This window comes from Streptomyces sp. NPDC002032 (assembly GCF_042890765.1).
Classification (GTDB): domain Bacteria; phylum Actinomycetota; class Actinomycetes; order Streptomycetales; family Streptomycetaceae; genus Streptomyces.
This window is the reverse complement of sequence record NZ_JBIASM010000004.1, coordinates 361,429-377,873: the sequence shown is the minus strand read 5'-3', so window position 1 is coordinate 377,873 and position 16,445 is coordinate 361,429. Positions and strand designations below refer to the sequence as shown.

Genomic DNA, 16,445 nt, shown 5'->3' with positions numbered 1-16,445 from the left:
CGGCCCGGCGGGGGCGGCACGGAGGCGTCGGGTCCGGGTCGTGGGGCGCTGGAGCCGCGCCGCAGTCCCGGCCGACGGTGCCTGAAGGGCCGCCGCATCCGGGTGCGGGGCGGGGCTCCGACCGCGCCGCCGCCCGGACCCGGCCCTCGGGGCCCCGCGGGCCTTGGGGCGCCCGGCGCCCACGGGTCATACGGGGCGCAACGGCGCGTACCGGCGCCGTCGCGGGGGCGGCAAAAGGGTCCCACCGGGCCGTTCCGGGCGCCCCGCTCCGACCAGTGCGCGTCCACGGCGGCTCTAGTCGGCTCCCGTAGTTCCCTTCGCAACGGCTGACGCACGCCCACCGGACGGACCCCCCTCCCGCCCGGGCCCGGCATCCGCACGATCGACCACCCGACGCACCACCGAACGAGAGCGGAACGATGCATCCTCCCGCCACCGACGTGACCCACTCCTCCCGCACCACCCTGTCCGGGCTGGTCGGCAACACTCCCCTCCTGCGCGTGTCGCAGCCCCTCGCCCCGGCGGGGCGCGGGTTCTGGGCGAAGCTGGAGGGCTTCAACCCGGGCGGCATCAAGGACCGTCCGGGCCTGCACATGGTCGAACGCGCGCGGGCCCGGGGGGACCTGCGGCCGGGGGGCCGGATCATCGAGTCGACCAGCGGCACCCTCGGGCTCGGACTGGCCTTGGCCGGCATGGTCTACGGGCACCCCGTCACCCTCGTCACCGACCCCGGGCTGGAGCCGTCGATGACCCGGCTGCTGACGGCGTACGGGGCCCGGGTCGACCTCGTCACCGAACCCCACCCCACCGGCGGCTGGCAGCAGGCCCGCCGGGACCGCGTCACCGAGCTGATGGGGCGCCATCCCGGCTCGTGGTGCCCGGACCAGTACAACAACCCCGACAACACCACCGCGTACACCCCGCTGGCCCTCGAACTGGCCAACGAGCTGGGTCACATCGACGTCCTGGTGTGCAGCGTCGGCACCGGCGGGCACTCGGCGGGCATCTCGCGCGTCCTGCGGCAACTCTGCCCCGGCCTGAAGCTGGTGGGGGTCGACACCGTGGGCTCCACCATCTTCGGGCAGCCCGCCCGGACCCGGCTGATGCGCGGCCTCGGCTCCAGCATCTACCCGCGCAACGTCGCGTACGAGCAGTTCTCGGAGGTGCACTGGGTCGCGCCGGGCGAGTCCGTGTGGGCCTGCCGGCAACTGGCGGCCTCGCACTACGCCGCCGGCGGCTGGAGCGTGGGCGCGGTCGCGCTGGTGGCCGGCTGGCTGGCCCGTACGCTGCCCGCCGACACCCGCATCGCGGCGGTGTTCCCGGACGGGCCGCAGCGCTACCTCGGCACCGTGTACGACGACGACTACTGCGCCGCGCACGGCCTGCTGGACGCCCCGCCCGCCGACGAACCGGACGAGATCGGCCGGCTGGACGAGCGGGAGGTCACCCGCTGGACGCGGTGCGCGGCCGTGGTGGATCCGCTGGCCGCGCACGGGGCGCGGGGGCAGGGCCGATGAGGGGCACGATCGCGCAGGTCCGTACGTACGAGCGCAGCGTCCAGCTGCTGATGGTGAACCAGTTCACCATCAATCTCGGCTTCTACATGCTCATGCCCTACCTGGCCTCGCACCTGGCCGGGCCGCTGGGCCTGGCCGGGTGGACCGTCGGGCTGATCCTCGGGGTGCGCAACTTCAGCCAGCAGGGCATGTTCCTGATCGGCGGCACGCTCGCCGACCGGCTCGGCTACAAGCCGATGATCATCGCCGGGCTGGTGCTGCGCGTCGCCGGGTTCGCGACGCTGGGGCTGGTCGACTCGGTGCCCGCGCTGCTGGCCGCGTCCGCCGCGACGGGTCTGGCCGGTGCCCTGTTCAACCCGGCCACCCGGGCGTACCTGGCGGCCGACGCGGGTGAGCGCCGCGTGGAGGCGTTCGCCCTGTTCAACGTCTTCTACCAGGCGGGCATCCTGCTGGGGCCGCTGGTGGGGATGGTGCTGACGGGGGTGGACTTCCGGGTCACCTGCCTGGTCGCGGCGGGGACCTTCGCCGTCCTGAGCATCGTGCAGGTCCGCGTCCTGCCCGCCCGGCGGGGCAACGACACCGGGGAGGCCCAGGCGGGCCCGCGCGAGGGCGTGTTCGCGCAGTGGCGCCGGATCCTGGCCAACCGGCCGTTCCTGCTGTTCTCGCTGGCCATGATCGGCTCGTACGTGCTGACCTTCCAGGTCTACCTGGCGCTGCCGCTGGAGGTCCGGCGGCTCGGCGGAGAGGGCACCTTCGGCACGGCCTCGGTGGCGGTGCTCTTCGCCGTCTCGGGGCTGAGCACGATCCTGTTCCAGACGCGGGTCACCGCCTGGTGCAAGGCGCGGATGGAGCCGGGCCGGGCGCTGGCCTGGGGGCTGCTGGCCATGGGGGTGGCGTTCGTGCCGCTGCTGGCCGCCACCGCGCTGCCCGCGGCGGACTCGGGGCCCGCCGCGCGGCTGCTGGCCGTCGGGCCCCCGGCCCTGGCCGCGCTGCTGCTGGCGGTGGGGACGATGGTCGCGTACCCCTTCGAGATGGACACCATCGTCCGGCTGTGCGGGGACCGGCTCGTCGCCACCCACTACGGGCTCTACAACACGGTGTGCGGGGTGGGCATCGCGCTCGGCAACCTGCTGACCGGGGCGGCGCTGGACGCGGCCCGGTCGGCCGGGATGTCCGCGCTCCCCTGGCTGGCGCTCCTCACCCTCGGCCTCGGCTGCTCGGCCGCGCTGTACGGACTCCACCGCACGGGCCGCCTCGCCCCGCCCGCCCGGCCCGCACCCCGGGCGGGGGCCCTGACCGGCTGACCGGCCGACCGCCCGACCGGCCGGCCGCGGCGCCGGAGCCCCGCCCGCCGGTGGGCGGGCGGGGCTCCGCAAGGGACTCGGCCGGGGGTCAGGCCCGGCGGAGGCGGCCGATGATGCCGTCGATGTCGCGGATGAACATGTAGTCGCGGATGGCGTGCCCCCCGGGCTCCTCGTACGACTCGTGCGGGATCCCCGCGCGGTCGAGGAGGCTGCGGAACTCCCGCTGCCCGGCGAGCACTTGGTTCTCGTTGAAGGTGTCGAAGGGGTTGGTGCGGTCGGGGCTGGTGCCCGCGACCAGGAAGATCCGCTTGTTGCGGTAGCTTTCGAGCCGCTCGACCGGGTTGTCCGCGGTGACCCGGGCCTCGTCCCAGGGCGCCCCGTAGATCGTGCCGCCCGCCAGGTCCTTGACCCCGGCGGAGAGGTTGGCCCAGTGGACCACCGCGCCGAAGTCGCGGCGCACGCTGGCCGGGCCGGAGTGGGAGCTGACGGAGGCGAAGTGGCCCCAGTACTTGGCCGCGTACTTCAGCGCGCCGAAGCCGCCCATCGAGAATCCGGAGACGGCGCGGCCGTCGTACTCGGCGAAGGTGCGGAAGTTCGCGTCCACCCAGGGGATCAGCTGGTTGATGTGGAAGCTCTCCCAGTTGCGCGGGCCGACGTTGCTGCTGACGGGGTTGGAGTACCAGCCCGCCTGTCCGCCGTCGGGCATCACCACGATGATCGGCTTGCCCGCGGTCCAGGCGCGGACGCCGGCGACGTCGAAGGTGATGAAGTCCTGGAGCCCGCCGTGCAGGAGGTAGAGGACGGGGTAGGTGCGGCCGCTGTAGTGGTAGTCGTCGGGCAGCAGGACGTTGACGGCGGGCTGCCAGCCGATCTCGTTGGTGGCGAAGCGGTAGTACCACATGCGGGGGTCGCCCTCGCCGCGGTCGACGATGTGCAGCCCGGCGGCGTCGCCGACCGCGGCGGCGGACGCGGCGGAGGCGAGGACTCCGCCCGCGCCGAGGGCCAGGGCGGCGGAGAGCCCGCCGGCTGACCTCAGGACGCTCCTGCGGGTGGGGTGGTGCTCGCTCACGAATTCCTCCATCAGTTGGTGGTGATCCACGTGCCCCTGGACGGGTTCCAGTGGATCGTCGCGTTCTGGAACTTCTGGGCCTTGCCGTCGGCGCCCTCGTCCGTCTCGTCCGTGACCGGGTAACCGAGCGCGCGCTCATTGCCGTTGGCGCGGAACGCGTCCTGGATCGCCCCGTGCACCACGTGCGCGCCCGTCTGCTGCGACCACAGGAACAGGCCCCGCTCGAAGAGCTGGAACCGGCCCCGGCTCCCGCCCGGCGACTGACCCGCCTCCGCCTCGTCCATCGTCGGGAACCCCCAGCGCCGCTCCGCGTCCGTCGCCCAGAACCGCGCCAGGATGTCCCCGTACACCGCGAACGCCGCATCCGGATGCCAGATCACGATCCCGTTGCGGAACGCCTGGAACCGCCCGCCCATCATCGAATCGCGTTCACCGGACGCGGGCGGGCCGAGGGGGCCGCCGGCGCCGCCGAGGGCGTCGTACTTCGCGCCGATCGAGCCGTAGGGCATCAGGTCGTCCAGCTGGTCGTAGCGGCGGGGGGTGAACCCCCGCAGGCCGTCGTTCCAGACCCGTTCCTCGGGGACGTGTCCGAAGTCGTACGTCTCGCGCACCACCGGCCGGGTGTGGGCCTCATCGGCCCAGCGGACGAAGAGCGCGACGTGGTCAGTGCCGCCCGAATCGCGCAACAGCGCGTCACCGGGCTGGAGTTCGGCGGCGGGAATGTCGGAGGTGACGTTCCACAGGGTCCAGGTGGTCAGGGACGAGTCGAGGTTCCAGGCCATCGAGACGTACCCCGAGCAGTCCGGCCGGTAGCAGCCGAACCGGTTCTCGTGGCAGCCGCTCTGGCTGTACGGCACCTGCTCCGCGATCCACGACCAGGCCCGGTCCATCACCTCGCCCCGGCCGATGGGCCGGCCGGCCGCGCGGGCCGCGGTGGCCGCGGTGGCCGCGGTGGCCGCGGTGGCCGCGCCGGATCCGGTGGCCGCGCCGGATCCGCCCGGCACGGCCGCGACCGCCGCCTGCGGCGCGGAGAAGGACATCGCCAGGGCGGCCAGGGCCAGTGCCATCGCCCCGGTCACGCGCTGGAGGTTCGGCGCTCTCATGGCTGTCTCCCGGTCAGTCGGTGGTGATCCAGGTGCCCCTGGACGGGTTCCAGTGGATCCGCGCGTTCTGGAACTTCTGGACCTTGCCGTCGGCGCCCTCGTCCGTCTCGTCCGTCACCGGATAACCGAGCGCGCGCTCATTGCCGTTGGCACGGAACGCGTCCTGGATCGCCCCGTGCACCACGTGCGCGCCCGTCTGCTGCGACCACAGGAACAGGCCCCGCTCGAAGAGCTGGAACCGGCCCCGGCTCCCGCCCGGCGACTGACCCGCCTCCGCCTCGTCCATCGTCGGGAACCCCCAGCGCCGCTCCGCGTCCGTCGCCCAGAACCGCGCCAGGATGTCCCCGTACACCGCGAACGCCGCATCCGGATGCCAGATCACGATCCCGTTGCGGAACGCCTGGAACCGCCCGCCGAGCAGGGCGTCCTCCTCGGCGCGGACCGGCGGGCCCAGGGGGCCGTCGGGGCCGCCCAGGGCGCCGTACTTGGCGCCGATCGAGCCGTAGGGCCAGAAGGCCTCGTCGCGCATCTGCCGGGCGAGGCCCTCCGCCTGGTCATAGCGCTCCGGATAGGCGGAGCGCTGGACGGCCTGCGCGAGCTGGCCGGCACTGCCGCCCTCCCTGCCGGGCTCCATCTGCTGGGCCACCTCGAAGAACTTGTTCGCCGCGTAGTCGACGTCCATGATCTGTTCGGGCGATCCCCAGCCCTGCGAGGGGCGCTGCTGGAAGACGCCCAGCGAGTCGCGGTCACCGCAGTTCAGGTTGTTCATGCGGGACTCGACCCAGCCGGTCTCGAAGCCGGCGAGCATCACCTTCTCGGACACCCCCCGCCGCTGGCCGACCTCGTACACCTTGCGGGTGACGGCGATGTCCCGCTCGGCGGGTATCGCGCAGAACATCTCGGCCGTCGCGGGATGCCCGAGCGGGCCCGGTATGACCGGAGCGGGCTGGGCCCAGGCCGGCCCGGCCAGGGCGGATACGGCGGCCAGGGTGAGGACCACGGCGATCCGTCGTCCGGCGCTTCGTCTCGCGCGTCGTGCGGGTGTTGCGGCTGCGCCACGCACCTGTCTGCTCCTTCGTGACTGATCTGCGGGATCCGCGTGGGGGGTGTCAGAACCAGCTCTGGTACGGGGTGTCGTTGCACGCCCAGGTCCGCAAGCCCAGGGAGCTGTCGTCGATGCAGCGTCCGGTGGCCTGGTTCTGGAGGCGGACGCTGCCGTCGCCCCAGACCTTCACCCACCAGCTCTGCTCGGGGTTGGAGTTGCAGGTCCCGACGGTGCGGAAGCCGTTGTCGGTGTCCTCGACGCAGCGGCCCGTGTTGACGTTGCGCAGCTGGCGGGTCCCGTCGCCCCAGACGTGCACGTTCCACTGCTGCGGCTTGCTGCCGTTGCAGCTCCAGGTGCGGAAGCCGTTGGAGGTGTCGTCCATGCAGTGGTCGGTCGCCTGGTTGCGGAAGCTCTGGACGGCGTCGGCCGGGGCCGCCGTGGCGGCGGGGGCGCCCGCCGCCAGCAGGGTGAGGGAGGCGAGGGAGGCGAGGGCAAGGGCCCTGCCGGGCACGGTCGTTCGCGGGGTACGCATCTGCTGGGGTCTCTTCCTTCCGTGGGGGAGGACGGGCAGACCGCAAGCTAGCGGCGGCGTACGGGGCGCGGGCATCCGGAACGCTCCGGAGTGACGGCGCCGGGCGCCGCCGGCCACACTCGGGGGACCCGCCGGGCGGCCCGGCCCGCGCGGCCGTCGGCCCGTCAGCCTCCGGTGGCGGTGGCGGTGGCGGTGGGGCGCGGGCACTCGGGTACGGCCGGGCGGTCCTTCGTACGGACGGCCGGCAGCCAGGCCGTGGCGCGGTCGGAGCCCTCGGGCAGCCGGACGCGGTACCACTCCAGCGAGACGGCGTCCGACTCGTCGACGATGGGCATCCCCCGGGGGAGCAGGCAGTCGACGGCGAGGACCTCTCCGTGCCAGACCCGGGTGGGGATGACGTTGTCGGGGGCGTAGGCCTTGAGGGGGTCGACCGCCAGGCCGAGGCTGCACTGCGGCTCCCGGGCGCCGGGCTCTCGGCAGCTCTTCTCGGCGTTGAACACCCTGATCCGGCCCGGGGCTTGGGCGCCCGTGCCGGACTCCCCGCCTGCGGCCCCGCCCGGGCCGGCGTACGACCACAGGCCCGCCGCCGCCCCGCACGCGGCGGCCGCCGCGAGGGCGGCGCGGGCCTTGCGGCGCCGGGGCGCCGGTGGCCGCGGCGCCGGCCGGGCCGGCGGCCGGGCCACCGGGGCCGCCCCCTCCCCGGCCGCCGGGTCCGGCCGGGCGGCGATGCGCGCGAGCAGGCTCTCGGCGGTGTGCGGGGCGCGCGCGGCGTGGGTCGGGGCCAGGCAGTCGGCGGCCAGCTCCCGCCAGAACGGCGGGACGGCGTGGTCCATGCGCAGCGGGGCGCGGCCGTCGGCGTACTCCTGGACGGCGGCTCCGCGCGAGACGGGGGTGGCGCCCGGGAAGGGCGCGGCGCCGCCCGCGAACACCTCGTGGACCAGGACGCCGAGCGCCCAGACGTCGGCGCTGGGCCGGACCTGCACGCCGAGCTCGCCGAGCGGGGCCCGCCAGCGCTCGGGCGGGAGGTAGTCCGGGGTGCCCATCGGGGGCGCGTACCCGTGGGTGCCGTGGGTGCCGGTCAGTTCGGTGGCCAGCCCGAAGTCGGCGAGCCGGACCGAACCGTCCGCCATGATCAGGACGTTGTCCGGTTTGAGGTCCCCGTGCACCCAGCCGCTGCGGTGCAGGTGGGCCAGGCCCTCGCAGATCTCCCTGATCAGCCGGGCGCCCTCGGCTTCGGGGAGGGCGGTGCCGAGCAGGTCGCGCAGGCTGTGCGCGGCCCGTTCCATGACCAGCACGATCGCGCCGTCGAGGTGGGGGTGGCCGGGTTCGCTGAGGACGAAGGAGTCCAGCAGGCGGATCAGTCTGGAGTGCGGCGCCCGGCGCCCGAGTTCGACCTCGCGCCGGGCGGACTCCGCCACCCGGCGGGCCTGGAGCGGGCCGAGTCCGCCGGTGGGCAGCAGTTTGAGCGCGACGTCGCGGGGCCCGGGCCCCGCCCCCGCGTCCCCGTCGGCGGGGCGGGCCGCGTGGACGGTTCCCCAGCCGCCGGCCCCGATCGGTCCGGTGACCTCCCAGCGGCCGACGCGATGGCCCGGCGGGAGGCCGGCGAGGCGATCACTTCCCGAGGCGTCGGCCGGGCGCTGCACCCTCTGCTCCTCGGGCCCGGGGCGGCAGCAGCGCGAGGTGCTCCTCGCGTACGAGTCCGAAGCGCAGCGACAGTCCGACGAGCGCCTCGCGCTTGCCGTTGCGCCGGGAGCCGCGGCCGGTTCCGGTGTCGGCGGGGACGCTGATCCGCATCTTCTCGTCGGCGAGGTAGTCGATGTGCGAGCTGACCGCGCGGGCCGTCAGCTGGGCGCAGCCGGGGACCGCGCCGAGCCGTTTGACGATCTCGGGGGTGGTCGGCACGGCGACGGGCGACTCGTCGCGCAGCCGCGGTTCGCAGAGCGCGACCAGCACCAGGAAGTAGATGGCGGTCTCGTCGAGGGAGTACGCGGTCAGGGTGCGGCTCCCCCAGGGGCCGCCGGCGCCCTCCGGGTCCAGATAGACGTGGTCGGGCGCGAACACCTGGAAGGAGACGGTGGTCTCGCCGCGGGTGGGCAGCACGACGCGGGAGAACTCGAAGGGGATGGGCGCCCCGGCCCGTCTCGGCGGCACCCTCAGGTACTCGCCGGCGCCCTCCGGGTTCTCCACCAGGTAGGTCTGGGTCGCGCTGTGGTTGCTGAGCTGCCAGTGGTCGTCGGTCACCCTGATCTCCCCCGCCAGCCGGGAGATCGCCGCGTCGACGAGGCGGAGTTCGACCGGCGTCGTCTCCGAGCCCCGCCCGAAGCGCGCCACTTCCCCCGGCCCGAGCCGCAGGGTCACCGCGTCGCCGCTCCCCGGCGGCAGGTGGATCACTACCCCGCTCACGTCCCCCTCCTCGCCCCGTTCCCGTCCGGTGTGACAGCTCGTCACGCGGCGAAGGGTACACAGGCCGTACGGGGGTTCCCGGTGGCGCTTTGGCTGTTTCCGTAGCCCTCGCCGGCCTGCCACGCCACCGCGGACGCCGGGGCCGGCGCCTTCCGTTCGGCCGCCGGGGGCGGTCGGGGCAGGTCGCGGCGGGGCCGGCGCGGGGGCCGGGAGGCGGCCGGCGGGCCGGCGTCCGGGGCCGGCCGGGGTTGGCCGGATTGGCCGGCATCGGACCCGTGCCGGGCCCCGCCGCGGGCCGTGCCGTGCCGTGCCGGACCCGTGCTCCGCCCCGCCCGGGGCCGTGCCCGCCCGGGGTGCCGGTTAATCCCTGGCGGGAGCGGCGCCCCCGCCGTTACGCTCACCGCGATGACCACTCACCGCATTCACAGATCGGGGGTCCCGTCCGCGCAAGGTGAGCGCTGATGCTCCCTCACCCCGCGAACGGCGATTCCCGCCTTTCCCGCTGGCTGCGCGTGCGCGAGTTCGCCGTGCCGCCGTCCATGATCGAGACCGCCACCGCCCGCCGTCGTGCCGGGGACTGGTCGGCGGCCTGCGCCGCCTCCGGTGTCGACGTCGGCTTCGACCTGCGCGCTGTGGCGCGCATCCACGGCCGCGAACTCGCCTCGCGGGTCCGCTCCGACCTGCGTCACCTGGCGCCCGACCTGCTGCGCTGGCACCTGCCGAGGGTGGCCCCCGACGGGCTGCTGCGGCCGGGGCTGACCCTCGCCCTGGCCCGGTACGAGGGCGCCGGGTACGACGGCTCGGGCCCGGTCCACCTCGTGGTCCGGACCCCGCCGGCGTGGGCGGACTCCGGGCAGCGCTTCGAGCTCGCGCTGTGGGACCGTTCCCGCCCCGGGCCCGGCGACCTCCGCCACCCGCACCCCCGTCCGGACCGGCGCTACCGCTTCGACCTGCACCGCCACCTGTGGGACGCCCGCCGCAGCGGCGAGCTGCGCTACCGCTCCGGGGCCGACGGGCCGCCCCGCGACGGCGCCCGCGCCCTCGTGGCCGCCCTCCCGGCGGGGGCCGGGCCGCCCGGGGGCGGCTGGGCCGTGGACCGCTGGGCGGCGGAGGCGGCGGTCCTGCTCCGCGCCGACGCGGGGCGGCCCGCGGGCCGGGTCGCCGTGCGGTACGGGAACCGGCAACGGCTGGTCCTGGAGGTGGCCCCCGACGGGCCCGGGCGCGTACCGCGGATCGCCGTCGCCGCGGCGGACGGGGACACGGCGGCCCTGCCCGTGCTGCCCGACGCGGCGACCCGGATACCGCCCGACCTCGAACTGCTGCGCGCGGGCCTGATCGGGGCCGGCCGGCTGCACCCGCTGGTGGCCCGCGCCCTGGCTCCGGACCATCCGGCCGCGGCGCCGGCCCGGCCCCCGGACCCGCCGGGCGGCCCACGGCTCGTGGAGTGCCGGGGGGCCGTGCACCGGATCGGCCTGGTGGACGGGGTACTGGCCCCGCTGGACCACGACCCGGCCGAACTCCGGCGCGAGGAACTCCTCGTCGCGCTGGGCGGCCCTCCCCTGCCCTGCCTGCGGGCCGTCGACGAGGCGCACCGGCGTCCCGACTGCCTCTCCGGGGTCCGCGAACGCCTCGTCCACGGGGACACCGCCGGTGCGCTGGCCGTCGTCGAGCGCCTCCTCGGGCCCGGTGCGGTGCTCCGCGAGGGCGCCCTGCGCGACGAGCTGGCGGCGGCCGCGCAACGCCGCGTCGTGTACGGGATGTTCCGGGCGGGGCTGATCGGACGCGGGCCGGGCCGTCGGCTCGGGCCGGTGCCCGCGCGCGTCCGGCGGCCCCGTTCCGAGCGGGCCGCGACCCCCCGCTGACCTGCCGGGTTTCCGTCCGCCCTGCCCCTCCGCCCGGCCTTCCCCGCGCCTTCCGCATCCTTCGGCGGCCGGCGCCCCTTCGAACTCCAAGGTGATCACCCATGTCCTCTTCGCCCATGTCCTCTTCGCCCGTGGCCGCCCCCGCTTCCGCCCCGGTCTCCCGGCTCGACGTCGCCGCGGACCTGCTCGCCCTGCTGCGCGAGAGCGCCACCGAACCGCGTCCCGACGTACAGCTGGAAGCCCTGACCCTGGCCGTGGCCGCCGACCTGCCCGTCCTGCTGTGGGGCGAGCCGGGGATCGGGAAGACCGCGGCCCTGACCCAGCTCGCGACCGCCCTGGACCTTCCCCTGACCACGGTCATCGCCAGTGTCCACGAGCCGTCGGACTTCTCCGGGCTGCCCGTCATCGGGGACGATCCCGCCGAGCAGGGCGTGCCGATGGCTCCGCCGGACTGGGCCGTGCGCCTGGTGCGGGCGGGCCGGGGGCTGCTGTTCCTGGACGAACTGTCCACGGCTCCGCCCGCCGTGCAGGCCGCCCTGCTCCGGCTGGTCCTGGAGCGGCGGATCGGCTCGCTGCAACTGCCGCCCGGCGTGCGGATCGTGGCCGCCGCCAACCCCCGCTCCTCGGCGGCCGACGGCTGGGAGCTGAGCCCGCCCCTGGCCAACCGGTTCGTCCACCTCCAGTGGACGCACGACCACGAGGTCGTCGTACGCGGCCTCGGCGGGACCTGGCCCCGCGCCACGCTCCCCGAGCTGGACCCCGGACGGCTGCCGGAGGCCGTCGCCTTCGGGCGGCGCGCGGTGTGCGGGCTGCTCGGCGCCCGGCCCAAGCTCGTCCATCTGCTGCCCAGCGGCGAGACCCGCCGGGGCGGTCCCTGGCCGTCGCCGCGGAGCTGGGACATGGCCCTGTGCCTCACCGCCTTCGCGACCGCCGCCGGCTCTTCGCGGGAGGTGCTCTCCCTGCTGGTGCGGGGCACGGTCGGGGACGGTCCGGGGCTCGAACTGCTGGCCTGGCTGGACCGGATGGACCTGCCGGACCCCGAGACGCTGCTGGCGGATCCGGCCGGGGGCGAACTGCCGCAGCGGGGTGACCTGCGCCAGGCGGTGCTGGACGGGGTCGTGGCCGCGGTACGGGCCCGCCCCGAGAAGTCCCGCTGGGACGCGGCGTGGGCGCTGCTGGTCCGGGCCCTGGAGACGGGCGCCCCGGACCTGGTGGTGGTCCCCGCCACCACCTTGGCCTCGCTGCGCCGGGAGGACTGGGACGTGCCGGAGGCGATCGAGCGGCTGGCGGGAGCGGTGACCGTGTCGCGGCGCGCCGACCGGGCGGCGGCCCGGGTCGCGGAGCGGGCCGGCGCGGGGGCTTCCGTATGAGCGGGGCCGCCGCCGGGGTGCTGGACACCGGCAAACTGTTCGCCGCCCGGCTGCACGCGGCCCGGGCCCGGCCGTACCTGGCCACGGCCCTGTTCGCGCTGCACGCCGTCGCGTCGGGGCGGGTGCCCACGATGGCCGTCGACCGGTACTGGCGCTGCTACGTCTCGCCCGGCTTCGTGGACCGCACGCCGGTGGAGGAGCTGGCCGGGGTGTGGGTCCACGAGGTGTCGCACCTGCTGCGCGACCACCACGGGCGCGGTGACCGGCTGGCGCGGGAACAGGGGCTGACCTCTGCCGGGGACCGGCTGCGGATGAACATCGCCGCGGACTTCGAGATCAACGACGACGCCTTCGGCGACGGTCTGGCCCGGCCCGAGGGGGCCCTCCTACCCGGCGATCTGGGGCTGCCGTCCGGCGAGCTGATGGAGGACTACCTGCCCCGCTTCACGCTGAGAGCGGCCACCTCGCACCTGGGCTGGCTGGACTGCGGCAGCGGCGCCGACGGGCTGGAGCGGGAATGGGACCTGGGGCCGGACGGCGCGGACGGACTCACGGAGCAACAGCGGGACGCGGTCCGTTTCCGGGTGGCCGAGGGCATCACCGGCCGCCCCGGCAGCGCCCCCAAGGCGTGGCGGCGGTGGGCGCGCGAGGCGTTCCATCCGCCGCAGCCCTGGCGGGCGTTGCTGGGAGCCGCGGTCCGGTCGGCGGCCTCCGGGTCCGGTGCGGGCGAGGACTACAGCTACGGCCGCCCGTCGCGGCGTTCGGCGGGGGTGCCCGGCGCCGTCCTCCCCAGCCTGCGGCGCAGGCCGCCCCGGGTGTGCGTGGTCATCGACACCTCCGCGTCGGTGAGCGACACCGAACTGGGCAGCGCCCTGCTGGAGGTCGCCGCGATCTCGCGCGCCGTGGGCGGCCGCCGGGACCTGGTCTCGGTGGTGTCGTGCGACGCGGCGGCCCGGGTGGCGCACCCGCTGTGCGCCGCCGAGGGGATTCCCCTGCTCGGTGGCGGGGGTACGGACCTGCGCGAGGGTTTCGCGCGGGCGCTGCGCACGGGGGCCCGGCCGGACGTGATCGTGGTGCTAACGGACGGGCAGACGCCGTGGCCCGCGACGCGGCCCGCGTGTCGGACGGTGGTGGGGCTGTTCCCCCGGGCGCCCGCGTACCGGGAGGACGATCCCGACTACGTGCCGGACGCACCGCCCGCCTGGGCACGGGTGGTGGAGATCGGGTAGGCCCCGGTGGGGCCGGCGGCCGGGGCGGGCCCGGGCCTCGCGCGGCGCTGGAGGGCCGCTCAGGATCCGGCGCAGGCCGGGCAGAGTCCGCGGTAGGTGACCTGCGCCCCGGATACGGTGAAGCCGAAGCGTTCGTCCGCGGGGAGGTGGGCCAGCGGATCGCCCGTCATGTGGACGTCGCGGATGAGGCCGCAGCCGGAGCAGACCAGGTGCTCGTGCGGATGGTGCGCGTTGGGGTCGTAGCGCTTGGCGCGGCCGTCGGTGGAGACCTCCACGACCTCGCCCAGGGAAACCAGTTCGCCGAGGGCGTTGTAGACGGTGGCCCGGGAGATCTCGGGCAGCCGTTCCACCGCCCTGGCGTGGACCTCGTCCGCCGTGAGGTGGACGTGGTCGCCGTCGAGGACCTCGGCGACGACGCGCCGCTGGGACGTCATGCGCCAGCCGCGTCCTCGCAGTCGCTCCAGCAGGTCACTCATGTCGGCTCACCCATTCAGTTCGGCGGGATGCACGGAGCTTACCGGCCCGCGTCCAGAATCCGAGGGGACAGGAACTTGGTCTCCATCTTGACTTGGATTCTGTCCATCGTAGGATCGGTTTGCTGGATAGCCAAGAGACAGGAAGCCTCCAGAGCGGCGGGAGACGGAGTCGAGACGGACCGCCGCCGCTCGGGAGCCCCGCTGCCCGACCCCTCATTTTTGACACCCGCACGCAGTTCCTGAGCGTTGTGTGATCCACCAGGTCCGGAAGGATTCCCATGTCTGAGAACCATGATGCAATCGTCGTAGACGCCAAATCGGAGGGTGGGGGCGGCTGCCCGGTCGCGCACGAGCGCGCCCCGCATCCGACCCAGGGCGGTGGCAACCGTCAGTGGTGGCCCGAGCGGCTGAACCTGAAGATCCTCGCGAAGAACCCCGCCGTGGCCAACCCGCTCGGCGAGGAGTTCGACTACGCGGAGGCCTTCCGGAGCCTCGACCTGCCCGCCGTGAAGCGGGACATCGCCGAGGTGCTGACGACCTCGCAGGACTGGTGGCCCGCCGACTTCGGCCACTACGGCCCCTTCATGATCCGCATGGCGTGGCACAGCGCCGGCACCTACCGCATCAGCGACGGCCGCGGCGGCGCGGGCGCCGGCCAGCAGCGCTTCGCCCCCCTCAACAGCTGGCCGGACAACGGCAACCTGGACAAGGCCCGCCGCCTGCTGTGGCCCGTCAAGAAGAAGTACGGCCAGAGCCTTTCCTGGGCCGACCTGATGATCCTCACCGGCAACGTCGCCCTGGAGCAGATGGGCTTCGAGACCTTCGGCTTCGCCGGCGGCCGCGCCGACGTGTGGGAGCCCGACGAGGACGTCTACTGGGGTCCCGAGACCACCTGGCTCGACGACGAGCGCTACAGCGGCGACCGCGAGCTGGAGAACCCGCTCGGCGCGGTCCAGATGGGCCTCATCTACGTCAACCCGGAAGGCCCCAACGGCAACCCGGACCCGATCGCCGCGGCCCGCGACATCCGTGAGACCTTCCGCCGCATGGCGATGAACGACGAGGAGACCGTCGCCCTGATCGCGGGCGGCCACACCTTCGGCAAGACCCACGGCGCGGGCCCCGCGGAGAGCGTCGGCGACGACCCCGAGGCCGCCTCGATCGAGCAGCAGGGCCTGGGCTGGAAGAACTCCTTCGGCACCGGCAAGGGCGCGGACGCGATCACCAGTGGTCTGGAGGGGATCTGGACGAACACCCCGATCACCTGGGACAACAGCTTCTTCGACATCCTCTTCGGCTACGAGTGGGAGCTCTTCCAGAGCCCGGCCGGCGCCAACCAGTGGCGGCCGAAGGACGGCGCCGGGACCGGCACCGTGCCCGACGCCCACGACCCGGCGAAGAAGCACGCCCCGACCATGCTGACGACGGACCTCTCGCTCCGCTTCGACCCGGCGTACGAGCAGATCTCGCGGCGCTTCCACAAGAACCCGGCGGACTTCGCCGACGCCTTCGCGCGCGCCTGGTTCAAGCTGACCCACCGCGACATGGGCCCGGTCGTGCGCTACCTCGGCCCCGAGGTGCCCGCCGAGACGCTGCTGTGGCAGGACCCGCTGCCGGAGCTGACGCACGAGCTCGTCGACGACGCCGACGTCGCCGCCCTCAAGGAGCAGGTGCTCGCCTCCGACCTGACGGTGTCCCAGCTGGTCTCCGCCGCCTGGGCCTCCGCGTCCTCCTTCCGCGGCAGCGACAAGCGCGGCGGCGCCAACGGCGCGCGCGTGCGCCTGCAGCCGCAGAGCGGCTGGGAGGTCAACGAGCCCGACCAGCTGGCGCAGGTGCTGCGGACCCTGGGCGGCATCCAGGAGTCCTTCAACTCCGCCCAGAGCGGCCAGAAGCGGATCTCGCTCGCCGACCTGATCGTGCTGGCCGGCGCCGCCGCCGTGGAGCAGGCCGCCAGGGACGCCGGCTCCCCCGTCACGGTCCCGTTCACCCCGGGCCGGGTGGACGCCACGCAGGAGCAGACCGACGTGGAGTCCTTCGCGGCGCTGGAGCCCGTCGCCGACGGCTTCCGCAACTACCTCGGCAAGGGCAACCGCCTGCCCGCCGAGTACCTGCTCATCGACCGGGCCAACCTGCTGAACCTGAGCGCGCCCGAGCTGACGGTCCTCGTCGGCGGCCTGCGCGTGCTGGGCGCGAACCACCAGCAGTCGCGGCACGGCGTCCTGACCACGGCGCCCGGGACCCTGACGAACGACTTCTTCGTCAACCTGCTCGACCTGGGCACCACCTGGTCGGCGGCCTCCGGGGACCAGAACACCTTCGAGGGCCGCGACGCCGCCACCGGCGAGGTCAAGTGGACCGGCACCCGCGCCGACCTCGTCTTCGGCTCGAACTCCGAGCTGCGCGCGCTCGCCGAGGTCTACGCGTCCGACGACGCGAAGGCGAAGTTCGTCAAGGACTTCGTCGCCGCGTGGGACAAGGTCATGAACCTGGACCGGTTCGACCTCGTCTGACCGTGACGCCCCCTGACCGCCGTGG

Annotated in this window: 13 protein-coding genes; 6 read left to right on the top strand and 7 right to left on the bottom strand. The window is 74.7% G+C overall.

Annotation, left to right across the window (positions count from 1 at the left end):
- The first annotated feature begins 419 nt into the window (after positions 1-419).
- Both ACFYYT_RS13320 and ACFYYT_RS13315 read left to right on the top strand, forming a co-directional pair.
- Positions 420-1,517, top strand: coding sequence for a PLP-dependent cysteine synthase family protein (locus ACFYYT_RS13320; protein WP_351819873.1), 1,098 nt, complete (start codon positions 420-422; stop codon positions 1,515-1,517).
- Complete coding sequence (locus ACFYYT_RS13315; RefSeq protein WP_351819870.1) at positions 1,514-2,821, top strand: MFS transporter; 1,308 nt, start codon at positions 1,514-1,516, stop codon at positions 2,819-2,821. Before ACFYYT_RS13320 ends, ACFYYT_RS13315 begins: the two co-directional genes overlap by 4 nt.
- An 88-nt stretch (positions 2,822-2,909) precedes the next feature.
- Here ACFYYT_RS13315 and ACFYYT_RS13310 read toward each other — a convergent pair whose 3' ends face one another.
- From ACFYYT_RS13310 to ACFYYT_RS13285, 6 genes are all read right to left on the bottom strand, one after another.
- Positions 2,910-3,890: an alpha/beta hydrolase family protein gene (locus ACFYYT_RS13310; protein WP_351831671.1), complete on the bottom strand. Its 981-nt coding sequence runs from the start codon at positions 3,888-3,890 to the stop codon at positions 2,910-2,912.
- A gap of 11 nt (positions 3,891-3,901) precedes the next feature.
- Positions 3,902-4,993 (bottom strand): hypothetical protein, encoded by a 1,092-nt coding sequence (locus tag ACFYYT_RS13305; protein ID WP_351831669.1) that lies wholly within the window; start codon positions 4,991-4,993, stop codon positions 3,902-3,904.
- 13 nt (positions 4,994-5,006) lie between these two features.
- Positions 5,007-5,993 (bottom strand): LGFP repeat-containing protein, encoded by a 987-nt coding sequence (locus ACFYYT_RS13300; protein ID WP_388607811.1) that lies wholly within the window; start codon positions 5,991-5,993, stop codon positions 5,007-5,009.
- A 109-nt stretch (positions 5,994-6,102) separates the two neighbouring features.
- Positions 6,103-6,570, bottom strand: a complete 468-nt coding sequence (locus ACFYYT_RS13295) for an RICIN domain-containing protein (protein ID WP_351831666.1) — start codon at positions 6,568-6,570, stop codon at positions 6,103-6,105.
- A 164-nt stretch (positions 6,571-6,734) separates the two neighbouring features.
- Positions 6,735-8,213 (bottom strand): serine/threonine-protein kinase, encoded by a 1,479-nt coding sequence (locus ACFYYT_RS13290; RefSeq protein WP_388607808.1) that lies wholly within the window; start codon positions 8,211-8,213, stop codon positions 6,735-6,737.
- Positions 8,182-8,973, bottom strand: a complete 792-nt coding sequence (locus ACFYYT_RS13285) for a serine/threonine protein kinase (protein WP_351828375.1) — start codon at positions 8,971-8,973, stop codon at positions 8,182-8,184. The genes ACFYYT_RS13290 and ACFYYT_RS13285 overlap by 32 nt, the downstream gene beginning before the upstream one ends.
- Before the next feature lie 461 nt (positions 8,974-9,434).
- Between ACFYYT_RS13285 and ACFYYT_RS13280 the strand changes: the two genes are divergently transcribed.
- From ACFYYT_RS13280 to ACFYYT_RS13270, 3 genes are all read left to right on the top strand, one after another.
- A complete protein-coding gene (locus ACFYYT_RS13280; RefSeq protein WP_351828373.1) occupies positions 9,435-10,835 on the top strand; it encodes a hypothetical protein in 1,401 nt (466 codons plus the stop codon).
- 101 nt (positions 10,836-10,936) lie between these two features.
- Positions 10,937-12,205, top strand: a complete 1,269-nt coding sequence (locus tag ACFYYT_RS13275; RefSeq protein ID WP_351828370.1) for a MoxR family ATPase — start codon at positions 10,937-10,939, stop codon at positions 12,203-12,205.
- Positions 12,202-13,434 (top strand): VWA-like domain-containing protein, encoded by a 1,233-nt coding sequence (locus ACFYYT_RS13270; protein ID WP_351828367.1) that lies wholly within the window; start codon positions 12,202-12,204, stop codon positions 13,432-13,434. The genes ACFYYT_RS13275 and ACFYYT_RS13270 overlap by 4 nt, the downstream gene beginning before the upstream one ends.
- Before the next feature lie 59 nt (positions 13,435-13,493).
- Here ACFYYT_RS13270 and ACFYYT_RS13265 read toward each other — a convergent pair whose 3' ends face one another.
- Positions 13,494-13,910, bottom strand: a complete 417-nt coding sequence (locus tag ACFYYT_RS13265) for a Fur family transcriptional regulator (protein WP_351828364.1) — start codon at positions 13,908-13,910, stop codon at positions 13,494-13,496.
- 278 nt (positions 13,911-14,188) lie between these two features.
- On the opposite strand from ACFYYT_RS13265, the gene katG reads away from it, so the two are divergent.
- Complete coding sequence (katG, locus tag ACFYYT_RS13260) at positions 14,189-16,420, top strand: catalase/peroxidase HPI (protein WP_351828361.1); 2,232 nt, start codon at positions 14,189-14,191, stop codon at positions 16,418-16,420.
- Positions 16,421-16,445: the final 25 nt, after the last annotated feature.

Bases quoted from the DNA above. Each gene is read 5' to 3' on its own strand.
- ACFYYT_RS13320 (WP_351819873.1), top strand. From the start codon at position 420: ATGCATCCTCCCGCCACCGACGTGACCCACTCCTCCCGCACCACCCTG.
- ACFYYT_RS13315 (WP_351819870.1), top strand. From the start codon at position 1,514: ATGAGGGGCACGATCGCGCAGGTCCGTACGTACGAGCGCAGCGTCCAG.
- ACFYYT_RS13305 (WP_351831669.1), bottom strand. From the start codon at position 4,993: ATGAGAGCGCCGAACCTCCAGCGCGTGACCGGGGCGATGGCACTGGCC.
- ACFYYT_RS13295 (WP_351831666.1), bottom strand. From the start codon at position 6,570: ATGCGTACCCCGCGAACGACCGTGCCCGGCAGGGCCCTTGCCCTCGCC.
- ACFYYT_RS13280 (WP_351828373.1), top strand. From the start codon at position 9,435: ATGCTCCCTCACCCCGCGAACGGCGATTCCCGCCTTTCCCGCTGGCTG.
- ACFYYT_RS13275 (WP_351828370.1), top strand. From the start codon at position 10,937: ATGTCCTCTTCGCCCATGTCCTCTTCGCCCGTGGCCGCCCCCGCTTCC.
- ACFYYT_RS13270 (WP_351828367.1), top strand. From the start codon at position 12,202: ATGAGCGGGGCCGCCGCCGGGGTGCTGGACACCGGCAAACTGTTCGCC.
- ACFYYT_RS13265 (WP_351828364.1), bottom strand. From the start codon at position 13,910: ATGAGTGACCTGCTGGAGCGACTGCGAGGACGCGGCTGGCGCATGACG.
- katG (WP_351828361.1), top strand. From the start codon at position 14,189: ATGTCTGAGAACCATGATGCAATCGTCGTAGACGCCAAATCGGAGGGT.